Origin of the sequence: Flavobacterium sp. UMI-01, assembly GCF_019656315.1 — a bacterium.
Lineage (GTDB): Bacteria > Bacteroidota > Bacteroidia > Flavobacteriales > Flavobacteriaceae > Flavobacterium.
This window is the reverse complement of record NZ_BPLU01000007.1, coordinates 38314-58783: the sequence shown is the minus strand read 5'-3', so window position 1 is coordinate 58783 and position 20470 is coordinate 38314. Positions and strand designations below refer to the sequence as shown.

Here is a 20470-nt window from a genome sequence, read left to right as displayed (position 1 = left end):
TTAAAGTTTGATTTGAACTAATTCAACTTCAATTTCAGCGGCCGTTTCCACACGAATGGCGAGATGGGAACCATTAATATCCAAATACAAAGGATCGCCAAATGGGGCAATTTGTAATAGCTCAACAGCACTGCCCGGCAAACAGCCCATTTCGAGTAGTTTTAATGGAATAACATCAATATCAAAGTCTTTGATAATGGCTTTTTCGCCTTTCTTGAGAGAATTAATCGTGGTGCGCAAGTCTTATTTAGATTGAATTAAGATTGCAAAAATACATATTATAAAGCGAATACAAATGATATTTGTCATTTTTTAGTATTGTATCCCTCTGAGTTTTGGAATAAGTGGTTTGGAGTTTCAAAAGAAGTATTCAAGGCTGTTGTGTACTAATGTACGGAATAGATTATTTACTGTCACTTTCTTGTTCGCTCAAAAAATTAATATCTTCAATTAATCGTTGAATGTCTTCTTCTTTGGTGCCATCATAAAATCCACGAATGCGTCGTTTTTCATCGACCAACACAAAATTTTCAGTATGTACCATGTCTAATAATTCGCTGGGTTTTCCCATTTTAACAGCTAAGTACGATTTGCGAGCCATGGTGTAAATGTCTTTTTTACTACCAGTAACAAAATTCCATTTGTGGTCTTTGACACCATATTTGATAGCGTATTTTTTTAATACCGGCACACTATCCGTTTCAGGGAATACCGTATGGGATAATAGCATCACTTTCGGGTTGTTGAGAATGGCTTTTTGAACTTCAAATAGGTTTTTTGTCATTTTTGGACAAATGGAGCCACAGGTTGTAAAGAAAAAATCGGCTACATAAATTTTGCCTTCATAGTCTTTTTGGGTAATGGTATCGCCATTTTGATTTACAAATGAAAAATCAGCTATTGTATGGTATTTGCTCACATACTGTACAGTACTATCCACTAATTCAGGATTAACATCGGCGGGACTGTAGATGGGTAAGGTTTTTTTAGGCTTCAGTGCCCCATAAAATAAAAATAGGGTAACAGCTGAAAATACGATAAAGAGTATTATAAATTTTCGGTATTTATAAAGGTTGGGTGTCATTGTTTTTTTGGCAAAAGTACAAAAGCAGTTCGAAAATTGATGTTATACAAATTATAATTTGTCATCTAGTTGCTTTGTAAATTAGTACAATTCCACGAAAAGCAAAACGAAAATGATGGTGTATTAAGCTCTAAAAGCAAACATTTAGAACCATCTGTTTTATTGTTTAGCCAATCCATTTTATCAGTTTTGAATTGATACAATCAAAGAGGTTTTTTAAATTTTCACCAATTTATGTTTAAAAAAGCACTACCTTATTTGATTAAAATATTGGTCTTTTTACGGCTTTGCCTTAAGGACTTGTTCACTAAATAGAGTCCTATAAGGGTGACTCCTCCTCCCAAAGCAATGGAAATAGTCAAAGGTTCGTCAAATAATGCAGCGCCTAATAATACGGCAACTATCGGATTCATATAAGCATACAAACTGCTCATTTCAGGTGGTAAATTTTGTAAGGTATAAATGAAAATAGTAAAAGTAACTAACGAACCTATAACCACAAGATAAGCAATCGCTAGCCAAGTCTCCATGGGGATTTCGGTCAAATTAATTGAAGTTCCTGTAGCACCATTGAAGGCAAATAATAAAATACTTGAAATAAACATTTGGAAGCCTAAACTAAAATAAGGACTGTAAGAAGTGGCTTTTTTCTTCGTGTATAACGTACCAAAAGCCCAAGTGATGGTGGCCAAAACTGATAATAAAATACCAAGTCTAAAATCAGGAATTAAAAAATCACTTAAATGTTCGTAAAAAATAATGCAGATACCTCCAAAACTTATCAATAGTCCCGTTACGGCAAGTTTGGCCATTTTTTCGCCTCTAAAGAACGAAATGATGACTATCCATATTGGGAAAATGGCAGCGATAATGGCTCCCAATCCGCTACTGATGTATTTGACTCCAGCGGTGCTTAGTCCGTTGCTTAAGGTAAAATTAAGTAAGGCCAATATTATGATGGTCTTCCATTGTTTTCCTTTGGGCCAAGGAGTTTTGGTAGTAAGGAAATAGGCTATGTATAAAAATCCCGCCAAGAATTGCCTGATAGCTGCCATTTGAATTCCGGGAATATAACGTACGCCCTCTTTGGACGCTATCCAAGTAGTGCCCCAGAAAAATCCAACCCAAAGTAAGGCCAAAATGGGCAATCCAATGGCTTGTGTGGTAGAGGAGAATATGTTTTTAACTTTTGTAAACACTATAAGTTGCGTTGAGAAAATGTGTAATGGAGTTGTGTTAGTACCTTATCAGAAGTAATTGTTTTACCTACCGAAGGGATGTCATGATTAAAAGTAGGAGGGACTAGATTTTGTTCCAATGCTTTTTGAATGTAATAATCTTCTCGGGTGGGATGATAAGGCGATACAGCATTGAAATACGTATTCCAATGGTCTAATTCGATGATTTTTTCAATGATTCCAATACAATCGTCAAGGTGAATCAAATTCACAGGAGCTTTTGGATTCTCCACGTTTTCTTTACCTGCTAAAAAACGAGCAGGATTTCGATCAGGACCTATCAATCCACCAAAACGTAAAACAGTCGTTTTGAAAGCAGGGTTTTGCATAATGATATCCTCGATTTGAGCTAATTGTTTGCCGCTTTCGGTAACGGGTGCTATTGCTGAATCTTCCGAAATGGTAGTGTTAGCATCACCATACACCGCTGTCGAACTTATAAACAAGACTTTGTCAATGGTCGCATTTTCGATTAAAGGCACTAGGTTTTCTATTTTTTTGACAAATGAATTGGAACTGGCAGTTGAATAATCCTTGTTTTTTCCTCTTAATTTAGGGGGAATGGCAATAATTAAGATGTCACTCCCCTTTAAAAACTCAGGAAGATTTTCCGAAGTATGATCAGTTTCTAAGGCAATTGCAAAATGAGAAATGCCAAAACTTTCTAGAATTTCTTTTTTGTTTTCTGAGGTAGTTGAGCCTTTTATGGCATACCCTTTATGGCGTAATGCTTTTGCTAAAGGCAATCCTAACCAACCACAACCTAGTATGCTTATTTGTTTCATTTTATTTTGAATTGAGTGTACAAAAGTAGTGTAAAATGCTAAGGTTATTTATGAATTAGGCTTAGTGTTTTTTTATAAGAGCATGGGGTTAAATTATTTTTGTAGTTCTCTTTTTTTTTAAAAGGTTTTTTTGTAAAATAAAATATACATTTTTTAATTTTTATAAGATAATATGTTAAATTTGACTTAAAGGTGAAATAATAGGGGGAAGGTCTGATTTTTACCTATTATTTAATATTATTTATTTATGGAGTTGAATAATACATACTACTGTAAAGAGTTTTTTAATAAATCTAATGATCTTTTTGTCGTTTGTGACAATCAACTGAATTTGGTTGAAGTTAATGATGCTGCACTCGACACATTCAAGGTTGATAAATCTTTTATTTATGGTAAAAAAATAAATGATTTGTTTCCTAATTTTTCCTTTGGTAGTAATTATTTTGATATGTTGTTGAATGTTATTTCAACTGGAGAGAGTATTGTAATTGAAGATTATATAGTACATCCAAGAATTGGGGCTTTGGATTTGACAATTAAAGCTTTCAAAATGGAAAATGGAGTGGGTTTAGTTGTGACAAATGAGTCTGAGAAAGTCATCCTCAAAGATGAGTTACAAACTTTCTCATACAAAAGATCGCATGATTTACGCCATCCAGTACTCAATATTTTAGGGCTTTTGAATGTGTATTTGCAAAGTGAAGAAGTAGAAAAAGAAAATTTAATTGAACTGTTACATTTAGAAGCTCAAAAATTAGATAAAATTTTGTTGAATCTTATTTTTATAAATTCTATTCGGTTTGCTCAACTTCAATATGAAAAGATTGATATTGACAAACTAGTTCATGAAACTGTAAAATCTTTGAGTCATTTGCCTAATTTTAGGCAAATAGAATTTTTAGTTGAGAATAAATCCAAAGTTGATTTTTATTCCGATAAAATGATTTTAAGTAGTATTTTATTAAATGTTATCGATAATGCCATACGCTTTCAAAAAAGTACTTTTGAAGAAAAAAGAGTGCGTATTACTATATCATCAAGCTCTAAAAATACTAGGATCTTGATTGAAGATAATGGGACTGGTATTCCTGAAAAGCACTTAAAGAATCTTTTTAGAATTTTTTTTAAAGCTAATTGCACAAATACGGGTTCAGGATTAGGGTTATTTAGTGTCCGAAAATGTGTGACTAAATTAAAGGGATTAATTCGTGTTAAGAGTACTTTACATCAGGGAACTATGGTTTCTTTGGTAATTCCAAATAAAAAACAAATGAATAAAGTTGGAGTTGTTCAAAAAAGAATTGCTGTTTAGTTTTTTGGACAGGATAAGATTTTTTGATTGTGCAAGTAAAAAAATCCGTTTAGTACGATGACTAAACGGATTTTTCAGTTTTTAGTTCAAGTTCAAAAAAATTATTCTATTTCAGATACTCTTAGCGTGTTGACCATACCTTTTTGTTTGATTGGCATAGCAGCAAGGTTGATAAGGAAATCTCCTGTTTCCACGAGTCCTGATTCTTTTACGATATTGTTTACGTCAGTTACGGTATCATCCGTGCTTTCGTCTTTGTCGTAGTAAAAAGTTTTTACTCCCCAAAGCAAGCTCAATTGTGTTAGTATTCTCTTGTTAGGAGTAAACACTAAAATGTGCGAATTAGGTCTCCATGCCGACACTTGAAAAGCCGTATAACCACTGTTGGTCATGGTACAAATGGCTTTAGCTCCAATGGTATTGGCGATAAGTGCTGCTTGACGACAAATAGTTTTAGTAATAAAACGTTTGGTTCTAATTTGTGGTGTGTTTTGTGGTACTTGAATTAGTGGAGAATTTTCTACTGCTTCAAGAATTTGAGTCATTTTTTGGATTACTTGTACTGGGTAATTTCCTGCAGCCGTTTCTCCTGAAAGCATTACCGCATCAGCACCATCCATTACAGAGTTGGCTACGTCATTAACTTCAGCTCTAGTTGGAGTAAGGCTAGTAATCATTGTTTCCATCATTTGTGTGGCAACAATTACAGGGATGCGAGCCATTTTGGCTCTACGGATTAAGTCTTTTTGTACTAATGGTACTTCGTGAGCAGGAAGTTCAACTCCTAGATCTCCACGTGCCACCATTAATGCATCACAGTAAGCTACAATTTTGTCCATGTTTTCAAGAGCTTCTGGCATCTCGATTTTGGCAACAATTGGAATTTTAACTTCTGAATGCTCTGCAATTAAATCTTGCAAGTCTTTTAAGTCTTGTGGTGTTTTTACAAAAGAAAGCGCAATCCAGTCCACTTTTTGTTCAATTGCAAATATGGCATCCGCAATATCTTTTTCAGTTAAAGCTGGTAACGAAATTTTAGTATTAGGAAGGTTAACGCCTTTTTTAGATTTCAATTCACCACCTTGTACGACTCTTGCTACTACTTCTGATTTTTTGTCCGTTTCAACAATTTCAAAAATAAGTTTTCCGTCATCAAGTAAAATTCTTTCTCCAGGATTTACATCATTAGGAAAGTTTTTATATTTCATGAACACTCTTTCAGCAGTTCCAATAATGTCTTCTGCGGTTGTAAAAGTGATTAAATCTCCATCATTCACTACAACTCCTTCTTCCATAACTCCTACACGAAGTTTAGGTCCTTGCAAATCTCCTAAAATTGCAGCTCTATATCCAAATTCTTCATTAAGACCTCTGATGATATTTATTTTTTCTTTTACCCCTTCATAATCCGCATGAGAAAAATTGATTCTGAAGACATTTACTCCAGCCTCAATCATATCTTTGATAATCTCTCTTGTGCTTGTTGATGGCCCAAGGGTGGCTACAATTTTGGTTTTTTTGTTTGTACTCATTGTTGTTAGAAAATTAAATTGTTTTTTGATTTTATTTGATGGGTAGCTACAGTATAAGCTGTTGTTACACCTTCAATAGTGTTTATTGTTTGATTTATTTTGGATACATCTATTGTATCGTTTGAGTTTTCAATTTTTAAAAAATAATCTGCCTTTTTAATTTCAGGGAGCAAATAGACCTTAGTGGAGACTTCAAAGGGAGTGTCAGAAAACAAATCAAGTGAGGCTTTTCTATTTTGATGAAAAACTTCATTTATGTTTTGTATCAAATTCCACGCGATACTATTTTCAGTATCATCATAATAAAATCTGGAAAACATTGTTTCGCCGTCCTTTACCTGAATGTGCACTTCGTCTTTGCTTTTGCCTAAATTGATGGGCAATTTTTGATTGATGAAATAGGCTAATCGATAATCTTCTAATGACGTATGAATGGCAATTAGATGATAATCTATTTCGTCAAACTCGCCGATTTCTAATTTATGAACAGCCATAGTGATTTCAAATCAAGATGTAAATATAGTATTTCTATCTAAGTAAAAGTACTGATATAGTAATGATTTCGTTAAATTATAAACGCAAACGTTGTAGTTTTGGTTTGTTTTTCCTACTTTTTGTCAATTTGAGATTGAAATGCAAAATAGGCACGCTGTGATGCCTTTTCTTCTGCCTTCTTTTTGGAGGTCGCTCTTGCTTTTGAAATGACTTTGTCATCAATGCTCAGCTTTACACCAAAAAGACGTTGCCCGTCTATAGCATTGTCCTCAAATATATCGTAGTGAAATATCTTTTTCTCTTTTTGACACCATTCAATAACCAAACTTTTATAGCTGATTACTTTTCCTTCTAATCGTGAAATGTCAACATAAGGGATGATAACCCTTTGTTGTATGAATTTTTCACAAAAAACATATCCTTTGTCCAGATAGATAGCCCCTATTAAAGATTCAAATATGTTTCCGTGTATGTTTTCGCCAAAATGTTGAATAGGTACTTTACTTTGTACAAACTGAATTAAGTTAAGGTCTTTTCCTAACTCGTTTAGGTGTTCCCTACTAACAATTTTAGAACGCATTTTTGTTAGATAACCTTCGTCTCCCAAAGGAGCTTCGTTAAATAAGTGGGCGGCAATTACCGCACTCAACATGGCATCGCCTAGAAATTCTAAGCGTTCATAATTGATGGGATTGCCATCTTGGTTTACTTTGTTTACAGACCGATGGGTAAATGCTTTTTTATAATGTTCAATATCTTTTGGTGTGAATCCTAAGATGTTATGGATGGCATCAAAAAAAATCCCGTCTTCATTAGAATGACGGGATTTTGAAAATATTTTCTTAAAAATACGCATAAGAATAATTACAATTCTAATTTTTTCACTAAAACACAAGCATTGTGTCCGCCAAAACCAAAAGTATTGCTCATAACGACATTCATTTCTCTTTTTTGAGCTACATTAAATGTAAAGTTCAATTTAGAGTCAATGTTTTCGTCATCAGTAAAGTGGTTGATGGTAGGAGGTACAATTCCGTGCTTCATTGAAAGAATTGTCGATATGGTTTCAATAGCACCAGCTGCACCTAATAAGTGGCCAGTCATTGATTTAGTTGAGTTCAGATTCATGGTGTAAGCATGTTCTCCGAAAACTTGTAAAATAGCTTTAGATTCAGCTAAATCTCCTAGAGGGGTTGAAGTGCCATGCATGTTAACACCGTCAACATCAGTTGGTTTTAAACCAGCGTCTCTTAAACAGTTCAACATTACATTTCGTGCACCTAAACCTTCTGGATGAGGAGCTGTAATATGATGCGCATCGGCTGACATACCGCCACCACCTATTTCACAATAGATTTTAGCACCACGAGCGACCGCGTGTTCGTATTCTTCTAAGATTAAAGCTCCAGCACCTTCTCCTAGTACAAATCCTTCTCTGTCTTTGTCCATTGGTCTTGAAGCGGTTTTTGGGTCGTCATTTCTGGTAGATAAAGCGTGTAGTGCATTAAAACCTCCCATACCTGCTATAGTTACAGCTGCTTCTGAACCTCCAGTAACCATGATATCTGCATGGCCTAGACGAATATAATTGAATGCATCAATAATGGCGTTTGTAGATGAAGCACAGGCAGATACTGTGCCAAAATTAGGACCTCTAAATCCGTATTTGATAGAAATATGTCCACAGGCAATATCTCCAATCATTTTTGGGATAAAAAAAGGATTAAATTTTGGAGTACCGTCGCCCGCAGCAAAATTTAATACCTCAATCTGGAAAGTTTCTAAACCACCAATTCCTGAACCCCAGATTACACCTGCGCGATCTTTGTCAATTTTATCTAAATTGAAATTGGCATCTTTCATTGCTTCTTCTGATGAAACCATTGCATATTGTGCATAACGGTCCATTTTACGAGCCTCTTTGCGGTCAATAAAATCTTCTACGTTAAAGTTTTTAACTTCGCAGGCAAATTGAGTTTTAAATTTTGAAGCATCAAAATAAGTGATAGGAGCAGCACCACTAACCCCATTTATAAGTCCGTTCCAGTATTCCTCAATAGTGTTTCCTATAGGAGTAAGAGCGCCTAAACCTGTTACTACAACTCGCTTTAATTCCATAAACTGTTTATTTTGTTAGCTTTAAACAAGTAAAACCCACTATTTCTTTTTGTTTATTACAAAAAAGCAGTGGGTGTTGCATTGTAAATATCTTTAATGGATTGAATAATCAATCTTTGTTCATTATTGTAAAATAATAAAACACCCGTAAACAAGCAGTGTTAACGGGTGTATAATTTATTATTTTTTAGCTTCTTCGATATAAGAAATAGCTTGACCAACAGTAGCAATGTTCTCTGCTTGATCGTCTGGAATTTGAATGTCAAATTCTTTTTCGAATTCCATAATAAGCTCAACTGTGTCTAACGAGTCAGCTCCTAAATCATTAGTGAAGCTTGCTTCTGTTACAACTTCGTTTTCGTCAACGCCTAATTTGTCTACGATAATCGCTTTTACTCTTGATGCAATGTCTGACATAATCTTTAATTTTAGAATTTAATTTGACCGCAAAAATAAAAAACTTTATTTTAAAACAATCAATATGTTGATAAATGTGTCAACTAATTTATAAAATAAATTTAAACAAAGGGGGGCATAAGTTATTTATTTTCATTTTTTATTCCTTTTTTTGCGTTATAAATAATGAGTAATAATGAAGAAAATAGTTGTTTTTGCTTCTGGTTCGGGGTCTAATGCTGAGAATATTATACAGTATTTTAATTCCAATGGTAAAGCTGAGGTAGTGGCCGTTTATACAAATAATCCTAATGCTGGAGTAATTGAAAGAGTTAAAAAATACGGTTTAGAAGCTCAAGTTTTTACCAAAACAGCTCTATATGAAAGTGATTTTTTGCAAAATTTAAATAAATTCAATGCTGATTTAATCGTATTGGCTGGTTTTTTATGGAAGTTTCCTGAGGCTATTATTGCTGATTATCCAAATAAAGTGATAAATATACATCCTGCTTTGTTGCCTAAATATGGTGGTAAAGGGATGTATGGGATGCATGTGCATCGTGCTGTTGTAGAAAATAAAGAGCAAGAAACGGGAATCACCATTCATTATGTAAATGAAAATTATGATGAAGGAGCTATTATTTTTCAAAAAAGCTTTGAATTAGCAGGAATTGAAACTCCAGAAGAAGTGGCGGCTAAAATCCACGAATTAGAATATCAACACTTTCCAGAAGTGATTGAAGATTTATTGTTTTCAAAAAACTAATTTCTTAGCCCCAATAAACGTAAACGCTTAATTTAAAACCCCTTTGCATTGCAGTACGAAGTTCATATATATACAGATGGTGCGGCCAAAGGTAATCCTGGAAATGGGGGTTATGGTGTGATTTTGGAAATGGTAGGGACTCCCTATAAAAAAGAATTTTACGAAGGGTTTCGTCATACGACTAATAACCGAATGGAGTTGTTAGCTGTTATTGTGGGGCTTGAAAAATTGAAAAAACCCAATACCAAAGTATTAGTCGTTTCGGATTCAAAATATGTGGTCGATTCGGTTCAAAAAAAGTGGGTTTTCGGTTGGGAAAAAAAAGGTTTTGTGGGGAAAAAAAATCCAGACCTTTGGAAACGGTTCTTAGTGAGTTATAGAAAGCATCAGGTTGATTTTAAGTGGATTAAAGGGCATAATAATCACCCTCAAAATGAAAGATGTGATCAGTTGGCTGTGATGGCTTCGCAAAATAAGTCCTTATCGGTAGATGAATTTTACGAAAAAGAAGAGGGTGAAATTTTATGAAAACTTTGCTGGTTTTAATCATTGCAACTATAAAACTTATGAACTATCTTTGCACTTTAATTCGAAACTCACAGAATGAACAAATTATTGATTGTTGGAACAGTCGCTTTCGACGCTATTGAAACTCCCTTTGGTAAAACCGATAAAATTTTAGGAGGTGCAGGAACATATATAGGGCTTTCCGCAGCTTTTTTTAAGTTACAATCTGCAATCGTTTCTGTGGTTGGTGACGATTTTCCCCAAGAATATTTAGATTTATTGACCCAAAGAAATATTGATATTTCTGGAATCGAAGTGGTAAAAGGAGGAAAAACTTTTTTTTGGAGTGGTCGTTACCATAACGATTTGAACTCGAGAGATACCTTAGAAACGCAATTAAATGTTTTGGCTGATTTCCAACCAAAAGTGCCTCAAGATTATAAAAATGCTGATGTGGTGATGTTGGGGAATTTACATCCTTTGGTACAAAGTGGTGTTTTGGACCAATTAGAAGCTTCACCTAAATTAGTAGTATTAGATACTATGAATTTTTGGATGGATTGTGCTTTGCCTGAATTATTAGCAGTAATGAAGAGGGTAGATGTGATTACCATCAACGATGAAGAAGCTAGACAGCTTTCTGGAGAATATTCACTCGTGAAAGCCGCTGCTAAAATTCAAGAAATGGGGCCACAATATGTAGTAATCAAAAAAGGGGAACACGGAGCATTGCTGTTTCATGGTAAAGAGGTTTTCTTTGCGCCAGCATTGCCATTAGAAGAAGTTTTTGACCCAACAGGGGCTGGAGATACTTTTGCAGGTGGATTTACAGGGTTTATCACTCAAAGTGAAAATGTTTCTTTCGAAAATATGAAAAATGCCATTATTCATGGTTCCAATTTGGCTTCGTTTTGCGTGGAGAAATTTGGTACCGAAAGAATGATTGGGTTAGATAAGAACGAGGTAGTGTCAAGACTAAAACAATTTAAGTCCTTAACACAATTTGATATAGAATTATAATGCCAAAAAGTCCCTAAAAACGGGGCTTTTTTGTTTGCTAATAGGTTTTTAAATAATAATACTACAAATAATACAGTAATGAGCGATGCATTAAAACATGAGTGTGGAATAGCCTTAGTTAGACTACTTAAACCGCTTGAATTTTATAAGGAAAAGTACGGAACTGCTTTTTATGGGATACAAAAAATGTATCTGATGATGGAAAAACAGCATAACCGTGGGCAAGATGGTGCGGGATTTGCAAGCATTAAGATGGATGTACAACCCGGCGAAAGATACATTAGTAGAGTTCGTTCTAATCAATCGCAACCCATTCAGGATGTATTTACTCAAATCAATGAAAGAATCAATGAAGAGATGGCTAATCATCCCGAGTATGCGGATGATGTAGCAGCTCAAAAAGCTAACATCCCTTATATAGGAGAATTGTTTTTAGGTCATGTGCGTTACGGAACTTTTGGAAAAAACAGTATCGAAAGCGTTCACCCTTTTTTAAGACAAAGTAACTGGATGCATCGTAATCTTATTTTGGCTGGAAATTTTAACATGACCAATGTAAAAGAGCTATTTCAAAATTTGGTTGAATTAGGTCAGCATCCAAAAGAAATGGCTGATACTGTTACTGTAATGGAAAAAATTGGACATTTCTTAGATAAAGAAGTGATGCAATTGTATCAGGATTGCAAAGCCGAGGGGTATTCCAAACAAGATGCTTCGCCAGTAATTGCTGAAAGACTCGATGTAGCTAAAATTTTGGCTCGTTCGGCTAAAAATTTAGATGGAGGTTATGCTATGGCGGGTTTGTTGGGACATGGTGATGCTTTTGTCTTTAGAGACCCAGCAGGTATTAGACCGGCTTATTTTTATCAAGATGATGAAGTAGTAGTGGTGGCGTCTGAAAGACCTGTAATCCAAACGGTATTTAATATTCCATTCGAAAAAGTACAAGAAATTGACCCAGGGAGCGCTTTGATAATTAAGAAAAACGGAAACGTTTCCATGAAGGAAATTGTGACACCTACCGTTAAAAAATCATGTTCATTTGAGCGTATCTATTTTTCTAGAGGTAGTGATGCAGAGATTTATCAAGAAAGAAAAAACCTTGGAAAATTGATTTTGCCAGCAGTGTTAAATTCAATTGAGCAAGATACGGATAACACGGTGTTCTCGTATATTCCTAATACTGCTGAAACCTCATTTTATGGTTTGGTAGAAGCAGCTCAGGATTTCTTAAATCAAAGAAAAAACAATTACATTTTAGAAAATCGTCACACCCTTACTGAAGACAGTTTGAAAGAGTTGTTGGCGGTAAAAATCCGTACAGAGAAAGTGGCGATAAAAGACGCTAAGTTACGTACTTTTATTACAGAGGATAGTAGTCGTGACGATTTGGTTGCCCATGTGTATGATGTAACTTACGGAGTCATAAAACCTACAGATAATTTAGTTATTATTGATGATAGTATTGTAAGAGGAACGACGCTTAAAAAGAGTATCATCAAAATGATGGATCGATTGAATCCTAAGCGTATTGTTATTGTTTCGTCGGCACCACAAATTCGTTTTCCTGATTGCTATGGAATTGATATGGCAAAATTAGAAGGTTTGGTTGCATTTAGAGCGGCTTTAGAGCTTTTAAAAGAAAGAAACTTGTATCATATAGTAGATGAAGTATATACTAAATGTAAAGCGCAAGAAAGCTATAAAGATACTGATGTGGTAAATTATGTAACAGCAATTTATGAGCCTTTTACAGCTCAGGAGATTTCAGATAAAATAGCCGAGATGTTAAGTTCGCCTGAAATTAAAGCAGAGGTGAAAATTATTTTCCAAACGGTTGAAGATTTACATATTGCATGTCCTAAAAACTTAGGAGATTGGTATTTTACGGGAGATTATCCTACTCCTGGAGGTAACCGAGTGGTTAACAGAGCCTTCATGAATTTTTACGAAGGGAAAGACGCTCGAGCTTATTAGGTAATTAATCGGTTTTATGGGTTATTCATCTGAATTTTTTGTTTTAGAAGGATGTCTAGAATAACTTTGAAGCACCATAACATTAGTAGGTTAAGTTTATGGTAGATTTGGGGCAAAAAGGGTGGAAGCAATTCCACCTTTTTTATTGGAATAAAGTTTCGAAAAAAGAGAGATCAAAGAGAAAAGGAGTTAGGATAAAGACGAATGAGCTATTTAGTTTGTTTGTCTTTTTTTATTGGGATATGGTATTTTTACCAACTATTTTTGACTATTAAACCGATAAAAAAAAATAGACAAACAACTTTTCAGTCATCTGTCTATTTCCTCTTTTATATTTTGTTTTCTTTAGCAATAAGATTATTTTTCTAAAGCGTATCTTCTAGCTACTTCAGTCCAGTTGATCACATTAAAGAAAGCTTCGATGTAATCAGGTCTTCTGTTTTGGTAGTTCAAGTAGTAAGCGTGTTCCCATACATCCATTCCTAAGATTGGAGTACCGCCACAACCTACGCCTGGCATTAATGGGTTGTCCTGATTTGGAGTTCCACAAACGTCTAATTTTCCACCTTTTTGAACACATAACCAAGCCCATCCTGAACCAAATTGTGTTGCACCAGCTTTGCTGAATTTTGCTTTAAATTCTTCAAATGAACCAAAAGCACTTTCGATTGCAGCTAATAAATCTCCAGTTGGAAGTCCGCCACCGTTAGGAGCCATTACAGTCCAGAACAAGTTGTGGTTGTAAAATCCACCACCATTGTTGCGAACAGCACCATTGCTCATGTCAAGGTTGATAAGGATGTTTTCGATAGTTTTTCCTTCCATATCTGTACCTGCGATAGCAGCGTTTAGATTGGTAGTGTAGGCGTTGTGGTGCTTAGAATGGTGGATTTCCATTGTTCTAGCATCAATATGTGGTTCTAAAGCGTCATACGCATAAGGTAATTGTGGTAATTCAAAAGCCATTTTATTTGTGTTTAAAGATTTATAAAAATTTTATCCAAATTTAAACATTTAACTTTGGAATTGAAACCCCTATTTTGTTATAATTTGTTTAATAAGGTATAAACTGTTGTAAAACTTCGTTTTAGGATTGTGCCATGGCCATGCAAACAATGCTGATTTTTGCCTCGGGAATTTTTTGTAAAGCCCTGCAACAGGCTTCTAAGGTTGCCCCTGTAGTAAGGATGTCATCTATAAGTATAAAATGGTTTTGGTGTTCATTTTCAGAATAATGAACATCAAAAATATTTTCGATATTCTCCGTTCGGCTGATAAGGTTTTTTTTTGATTGGGTTTTGTTGTGAGTCTTTCTAAATAAGATATCTTCTTTATACGGAATTTTGAGTCCCTTGGATAAGGTTTTTCCAAATTGACTTACTTGATTGTAGCCTCTCGTTTTTAATTTTTTAGGATGAAGTGGTACTGGAATAATGGCGTGGGCTGTCGTAAGTAAAGGTATTTTTTTTAAATCATCAAGATACCATTCGCCAATCATAGTGCCAATTTCTTCATGACCTCGGTATTTTAAATTGTGGATAAGTTCTTGAACAATTCCTTTTTTGTGAAAATAATAAAGTGCCGAAGCATGTTCGATATCAATTCGGCCATAAAACTTCTTAAAAGCTTCGTTTTCTTTGATCAGATGGTGGTGAGTTAGAGGGATTTCATGCCGACAATGAGTGCAAATTATTTTTTCATTGGATAAAAGCAGGGTCTTGCAACCCGTACAAATAGGAGGGAAAAATAAATTTAAAATCGATTTCAACATATAACTGCATATTTATTTATAAAAATATGAAAATCAAAGATTCAAACTTTACCTATTTTCTTTTTTTTATGTGCACTTTTTATATTTTTGCACCATGGCAAAACAAGAAGATATTTTTAAGAATGTAGTTTCGCACGCAAAAGAGTACGGTTTTATTTTTCCGTCAAGCGAAGTTTACGATGGTTTAAGTGCAGTTTATGATTATGCACAAAATGGTGTCGAACTAAAAAAGAACATCCGTGAGTATTGGTGGAAATCCATGGTTCAGATGAACGAAAATATTGTAGGCCTTGATGCTGCAATATTAATGCATCCAACTACTTGGAAAGCCTCTGGTCACGTGGATGCGTTTAACGACCCATTGATTGATAATAAAGATTCGAAAAAACGATATAGAGCGGATGTGTTAATTGAAGATTATGCTGAAAAGCTTAATCAAAAAGCAGTTAAAGAAATTGAAAAAGCCAGAACACGTTTTGGTGACGCTTTCAATGAACAAGAATTTGTAACGACCAACGCAAGAGTAATTGAATACAAAGCTAAGGAGAGAGAAATCTTAGAGCGAATGGCTCGTTCATTGGAAAAAGAAGATTTGGATGATGTAAAAGCTTTGATTGAAGAATTGGGTATAGCGTGTCCAGAATCAGGTTCTAAAAATTGGACCGAAGTACGTCAATTCAATTTGATGTTTGGAACTAAATTAGGTGCTTCAGCGGATTCGGCTATGGATTTGTATTTACGTCCAGAAACTGCGCAAGGAATTTTTGTGAATTTCCTAAATGTTCAAAAGTCAGGCCGAATGAAAGTTCCTTTTGGAATTGCTCAAACAGGAAAAGCGTTTAGAAACGAGATTGTGGCAAGACAGTTTATTTTCCGTATGCGTGAATTTGAACAAATGGAAATGCAATTTTTTGTGCGTCCAGGTGATGAAATCAAATGGTACGAACATTGGAAAGAAACCCGTTTGAAATGGCATTTGTCATTAGGTTTAGGGAAAGAAAAATACCGTTTCCATGACCACGAAAAACTAGCGCACTATGCTAATGCGGCGGCTGATATTGAATTTGATTTTCCTTTTGGTTTCAAAGAATTAGAAGGAATTCATTCTCGTACTGATTTTGATTTAAAAGCACACGAACAATATTCTGGCAGAAAATTACAATATTTTGATGCCGAATTGAATCAAAATTATGTTCCTTATGTGGTGGAGACATCCGTGGGATTAGATAGAATGTTCTTGGCTGTTTTTGCGACTTCTTTACAAGAAGAAGTATTGGAAGATGGTTCTTCAAGAACAGTTTTAAAACTACCAGCGGTATTAGCTCCTACCAAAGCGGCAGTATTGCCATTGGTTAAAAAAGATGGTTTGCCTGAAATTGCACAACAAATTATAGCGGACTTGAAATGGGATTTTAATGTGTCCTATGACGAGAAAGATGCGGTAGGTCGTCGTTATCGAAGACAAGATGCATTAGGGACGCCATTTTGTATCACAGTGGATCATCAAACAGTAGAGGATCAAACCGTGACCATACGTCACCGTGACTCAATGAAGCAAGATCGTGTTGCAATTACCGATTTAAAAGCCATTATAGAAAATGAAGTGGCTATGAAAAATTGGTTAATGAAAATGTAAATTTTAATAGAAATTAGCTAAAAGCTCTCCGTTTTGGAGAGCTTTTTTTGTTTTTATCAAATTTAACTAAGAAAAAACTGTTAATTTTTGCTAAAAAATGTAAGGCTATTTTGTTCTTGGTCGGATTTATTTACTGTTTATCAAATAGTATTAACACTTCATCGATTAATCTTCTGAACCAATTAAATAAATAAGTGAATTGTTTATTTTTAGCTTGGTGAAAGTTTTGGTTTTTTAACCAAATTTTCACTTTAGTTTCCCCAAAACTACCTAATTAATTTTCTAATAATGGTTGGAACATATAATGTTTCAAACACAATAGCTATTTATGCCTAATTAATTTAGGAATTGCCATACATGACCTATTCATATATTATAATTGATGATCATCAAGAAAGTGCTCAAAAGACGAAATCCATCACTGATGGTTTTTCGGAGCTTACTTTTTTGGGTATTGCCAGTACTTATGATGAAGGACTTAATTTAATACTCGAACACAAGCCGCAATTAATTTTTCTAGAAATTGAGCCGGCTGATAAAAAAAGCAATTTATCATTAGCACTTATAAGTGAATTGTATCGCTATTTAAATGTGGTTCCAAAAATTATAGTAACAACTTCTAAAAAAGAGTTGGCTTTTGAAGCAATTCAATATGAGGTGGCCGATTATTTTATCAAGCCAGTTACTCGTATTGACATGGTGAAATCATTGTTAAAAATTGAAAAGTCAAATAATAATAGCCAAGCAGTAGTTGTTCCTGAGGGGATTAAACACCCTACTTATGAGCCTATACCGGCTATTGAATCTACAATGATGAAGACGGAAGCTGTGACAACAGTAGAACCGCTTATCTTATGTGTTAAGTCGTATGGAGATTACCGCTATATTGATACAAGAGATATTGCCTATTTTCAAGCCGATAACAATTCGACAGACATTCATTTAACTAATGGGGAAATGATAACGGCTTTCAAGACATTAAAACATTTTGAAGGCGTATTACCTTATCCATTTGTGCGAATTCATAATAGTTATATTGTAAATAGCAATTGTATTTCAAGAATACATACCGGTAATTCTGTTTGCTACATTAAGAACACAGCTATAAAATTGCCGTTCTCTAAGTCTTACAAAGGCAATATTGATCTCATTATTGCTGAAATTTCGAGCGGGAATTACCTTGAAATTTAAAATCCATCCATTCACCCAAATTTGAGTGTCATTCACTATCAAACGAGGTGCATCCACCATAAGCCCTTGTTTTTGTGAGGTTAGTTGGGGTTTGCTGTGTAGTTTTACATCATGATTAAGCAACAGATGCTAGTCATTAACTAAGTAAAACAATATAAACACATAAAACCCCAGATTATGAAAAATTCAATCGCATCTATCGGATTATTAGCTTTAGTAATGGTTTTAACTTCTTTCACAACTTCTGATGATAATTCAGGAGGAAGCAGACAACTTAAATCTGACTTTACAGAAAACTCAGGAGGAAGCAGACAACTTAAATCTGATTATACTTTAAACTCAGGAGGAAGCAGACAACTTAAATCTGACTTTACAGAAAACTCAGGAGGAAGCAGACAACTTAAATCTGATTATACTTTGAATTCAGGAGGAAGCAGACAGCTTAAATCTGATAATTAATTTTTAGATAAAATAAAAAATATAGATTCACTGTAATAGTGATGTAAAAAAAGACCATCAAAATGATGGTCTTTTTTTATGCTGGTAATTTTAAATTAGTATTTTTGATAAAATTAAAAATGCTATTGAAGACTGTTGTAAGAAAAAGTTTTTTTTGGTTGTCTTTTTTTGTGCTGATTAGTTGCTCGCAAAAGAAGTCAAAAGATAAACTTATTGATAAAGCAAAGGATAGTTTGTCAATTTATTTTTCATTAGCTAATGATTTTAATTTGCCTCTTGAGAAAAGATATACTTATACCAAAAAAGCTCATGAAATTGTTATACGGTATGACAATGATTCCTTAAACCGTGTGAATCTTTTTAAAGTAGCTAACCGATATTACAATACCAATTCCATAAAAGAATATTTTGAAACCGTAAATTTGGTTTTAGAAAATTCTGAAAAAGCAGGTGATACAGTTAGTATGGCAAAGGCGTATGGTTATTTAGGCGACTATTTTCAGGTAAAAGCCGTTTCGGATTCTTCTTTTTTGTATTACTATAGGGCCGAAAAATTATATGATAAATTAAATAATAAATATGATTTGTCTAAAACATTAATTAATAAAGCATTATTGATGTTTAGAGTCGGTGATTTTATTGGTAGTGAAAAAGAGGTTTTTAAGGTGTTGAGATTTCTAAAAGATGATTCTAATCAGGAAGTGGAAGAGATTAAGTATGATGCCTATAATCTTTTAGGTATGGTATATGAAGGTTTGGGGGAGTACGAAGATGCTATTTTGTACCACAATAAAGCGCTAAAAGTAATTGATTTAAGTAATATTTTTGGTAAAAGTCAGACAAAAGCCATTTCTTATTTAAATTTAGGATTGGTTTATAAGAGTATGAAACAGTTCAAAGTGGCCAAGGAATATTTTCTCAAAGGGATTGAACAACAAAATTTAGACAATCAAGACCCTAATATTCATGCACTACTATTAGATAATTTAGGATATGCTAAGTTTAAATTAAATGATCAAGAGGGGTTACCCGATTTGTTTTTACAGTCTTTGAAAATTAGAGAAGATTTAAATTTAAAAACAGAGATTCCTCAAAATAAAATTCATCTTTCTGAATACTATCATGCTCAAAATGATAAGATGAAAGCTTTACGGTATGCTAATGAGGCACTTCAAATGGCAAGAAATGTAAATGCTCCTCGTGAAATTTTAATGTCACTAAAACATATTACAACTATTGATGCGAAGAACGCTAGTAAATACACCAAGGAATACATCGCTCTTAATGATAAGTTGCAAAAAGAAGAGCGTAAAGTGGGGGAGAAATTCTCGCGTATTCAATACGAAACGGATGTTATCAAAGGGGAGTATAGCGATTTAGAATCTAAAAATAGAAACCTTGTTTACGTATTTAGTTTCTTTATTATAGTAGGGTTGTTTATTTATATTATTAATGCTCAAAAAGCTAAAAACAGAGAACTTCAATACAAGCAACAACAACAACAGGCCAATGAAGATATTTATAATTTAATTATCAGTCAGCAAAACACTATTGAACTCAGTAGGGTGGAAGAAAAAAAGAGAGTGGCGCAGGAATTACACGATGGTGTTTTGGGTAGGATGTTTGGAGTTCGAATGAATTTGGAAGGCTTAAACAATTTTAATGATGATTTGGCTATTGAGCAAAGACGGAATTATATAGTAGAGCTTAAAAATATTGAACAAGATATTCGTGAAATTTCACATGACTTAAACAGAGAAAAATCAGAATTAATTAATAACTTCGTTGCGATTGTCGATAATTTATTTGAAGAACAACGAAAAACCTTTGGTGCTAAATTAGTTTCCAATATAGATAAGTCAATCAATTGGGATAGCATACCCAATGCGATTAAGATTAATTTGTACCGAATTATTCAAGAATCATTGCAAAATTGTAATAAGTATGCAAAAGCTAGTTTGATTACAGTTGATATAAAGAAAATAAGCGAAAATCTTAATTTATCCATTCAGGATGACGGAGTAGGGTTTAATGTAAATACAAAGAAAAAAGGAATTGGATTGCAAAATATGATTGCCCGAGTGAAAGAATGCAAAGGCGAGTTTCATGTAAAATCCAAAAACGGGGAAGGAACTCAAATCACAGTAATAGTGCCAATAGAACAAAAACAAATACCAGCATAG

At 34.1% G+C, this 20470-nt stretch carries 20 protein-coding genes; 9 read left to right on the top strand and 11 right to left on the bottom strand.

Features of this window, described 5'->3' with window-relative positions:
* The 4 genes from K5R64_RS03545 to K5R64_RS03530 form a co-directional block, all read right to left on the bottom strand.
* A complete protein-coding gene (locus K5R64_RS03545) occupies positions 1 to 240 on the bottom strand; it encodes a FeoA family protein (RefSeq protein ID WP_220760959.1) in 240 nt (79 codons plus the stop codon).
* 163 nt (positions 241 to 403) lie between these two features.
* Positions 404 to 1084, bottom strand: a complete 681-nt coding sequence (locus K5R64_RS03540) for an SCO family protein (protein ID WP_220760957.1) — start codon at positions 1082 to 1084, stop codon at positions 404 to 406.
* Between the two features lie 254 nt (positions 1085 to 1338).
* Complete coding sequence (locus K5R64_RS03535) at positions 1339 to 2283, bottom strand: DMT family transporter (protein WP_255580289.1); 945 nt, start codon at positions 2281 to 2283, stop codon at positions 1339 to 1341.
* Entirely contained in the window at positions 2283 to 3107 is an 825-nt protein-coding gene (locus K5R64_RS03530; protein ID WP_220760955.1) for an NAD-dependent epimerase/dehydratase family protein, read from the bottom strand. The genes K5R64_RS03535 and K5R64_RS03530 overlap by 1 nt, the downstream gene beginning before the upstream one ends.
* 247 nt (positions 3108 to 3354) lie before the next feature.
* Between K5R64_RS03530 and K5R64_RS03525 the strand changes: the two genes are divergently transcribed.
* Entirely contained in the window at positions 3355 to 4419 is a 1065-nt protein-coding gene (locus K5R64_RS03525; protein ID WP_220760953.1) for a PAS domain-containing sensor histidine kinase, read from the top strand.
* Between the two features lie 101 nt (positions 4420 to 4520).
* Here the strand turns inward: K5R64_RS03525 and pyk are convergent, their stop codons facing one another.
* From pyk to K5R64_RS03500, 5 genes are all read right to left on the bottom strand, one after another.
* Positions 4521 to 5951: a pyruvate kinase gene (pyk, locus tag K5R64_RS03520; RefSeq protein WP_220760951.1), complete on the bottom strand. Its 1431-nt coding sequence runs from the start codon at positions 5949 to 5951 to the stop codon at positions 4521 to 4523.
* Positions 5952 to 5956: 5 nt separating this feature from the next.
* Positions 5957 to 6445: an IPExxxVDY family protein gene (locus tag K5R64_RS03515; protein WP_220760949.1), complete on the bottom strand. Its 489-nt coding sequence runs from the start codon at positions 6443 to 6445 to the stop codon at positions 5957 to 5959.
* Between the two features lie 113 nt (positions 6446 to 6558).
* Positions 6559 to 7302: a ribonuclease III gene (gene rnc / locus K5R64_RS03510; protein WP_220760947.1), complete on the bottom strand. Its 744-nt coding sequence runs from the start codon at positions 7300 to 7302 to the stop codon at positions 6559 to 6561.
* Positions 7303 to 7310: 8 nt separating this feature from the next.
* Positions 7311 to 8564 (bottom strand): beta-ketoacyl-ACP synthase II, encoded by a 1254-nt coding sequence (gene fabF / locus K5R64_RS03505; RefSeq protein WP_220760945.1) that lies wholly within the window; start codon positions 8562 to 8564, stop codon positions 7311 to 7313.
* Between the two features lie 180 nt (positions 8565 to 8744).
* Complete coding sequence (locus K5R64_RS03500; RefSeq protein ID WP_007137004.1) at positions 8745 to 8981, bottom strand: acyl carrier protein; 237 nt, start codon at positions 8979 to 8981, stop codon at positions 8745 to 8747.
* A 175-nt stretch (positions 8982 to 9156) separates the two neighbouring features.
* Here K5R64_RS03500 and K5R64_RS03495 point away from each other — a divergent pair, with 175 nt between their 5' ends.
* From K5R64_RS03495 to K5R64_RS03480, 4 genes are all read left to right on the top strand, one after another.
* Positions 9157 to 9726: a phosphoribosylglycinamide formyltransferase gene (locus tag K5R64_RS03495; protein ID WP_220760942.1), complete on the top strand. Its 570-nt coding sequence runs from the start codon at positions 9157 to 9159 to the stop codon at positions 9724 to 9726.
* 48 nt (positions 9727 to 9774) lie between these two features.
* The gene (rnhA, locus tag K5R64_RS03490; RefSeq protein ID WP_220760940.1) at positions 9775 to 10254 is read left to right on the top strand and encodes a ribonuclease HI; all 480 of its coding nucleotides are present in this window, start codon (positions 9775 to 9777) and stop codon (positions 10252 to 10254) included.
* A 75-nt stretch (positions 10255 to 10329) separates the two neighbouring features.
* Positions 10330 to 11253: a PfkB family carbohydrate kinase gene (locus K5R64_RS03485; protein ID WP_220760938.1), complete on the top strand. Its 924-nt coding sequence runs from the start codon at positions 10330 to 10332 to the stop codon at positions 11251 to 11253.
* 78 nt (positions 11254 to 11331) lie between these two features.
* Positions 11332 to 13230, top strand: coding sequence for an amidophosphoribosyltransferase (locus tag K5R64_RS03480; protein ID WP_220760936.1), 1899 nt, complete (start codon positions 11332 to 11334; stop codon positions 13228 to 13230).
* Between the two features lie 357 nt (positions 13231 to 13587).
* Here K5R64_RS03480 and K5R64_RS03475 read toward each other — a convergent pair whose 3' ends face one another.
* Complete coding sequence (locus K5R64_RS03475; RefSeq protein ID WP_220760934.1) at positions 13588 to 14196, bottom strand: superoxide dismutase; 609 nt, start codon at positions 14194 to 14196, stop codon at positions 13588 to 13590.
* Between the two features lie 121 nt (positions 14197 to 14317).
* Positions 14318 to 15001 carry a ComF family protein gene (locus tag K5R64_RS03470; RefSeq protein WP_220760932.1) on the bottom strand — a complete coding sequence of 228 codons (684 nt, stop codon included), beginning with the start codon at positions 14999 to 15001 and terminating at the stop codon, positions 14318 to 14320.
* Between the two features lie 94 nt (positions 15002 to 15095).
* On the opposite strand from K5R64_RS03470, the gene K5R64_RS03465 reads away from it, so the two are divergent.
* The 4 genes from K5R64_RS03465 (at position 15096) to K5R64_RS03450 (ending at position 20470) form a co-directional block, all read left to right on the top strand.
* The gene (locus K5R64_RS03465) at positions 15096 to 16637 is read left to right on the top strand and encodes a glycine--tRNA ligase (protein ID WP_220760930.1); all 1542 of its coding nucleotides are present in this window, start codon (positions 15096 to 15098) and stop codon (positions 16635 to 16637) included.
* 357 nt (positions 16638 to 16994) lie between these two features.
* Positions 16995 to 17828 (top strand): LytTR family DNA-binding domain-containing protein, encoded by an 834-nt coding sequence (locus K5R64_RS03460; protein ID WP_220760928.1) that lies wholly within the window; start codon positions 16995 to 16997, stop codon positions 17826 to 17828.
* A 177-nt stretch (positions 17829 to 18005) separates the two neighbouring features.
* Positions 18006 to 18287: a hypothetical protein gene (locus K5R64_RS03455; protein WP_220760926.1), complete on the top strand. Its 282-nt coding sequence runs from the start codon at positions 18006 to 18008 to the stop codon at positions 18285 to 18287.
* 119 nt (positions 18288 to 18406) lie between these two features.
* Positions 18407 to 20470: a tetratricopeptide repeat protein gene (locus K5R64_RS03450; protein WP_220760923.1), complete on the top strand. Its 2064-nt coding sequence runs from the start codon at positions 18407 to 18409 to the stop codon at positions 20468 to 20470.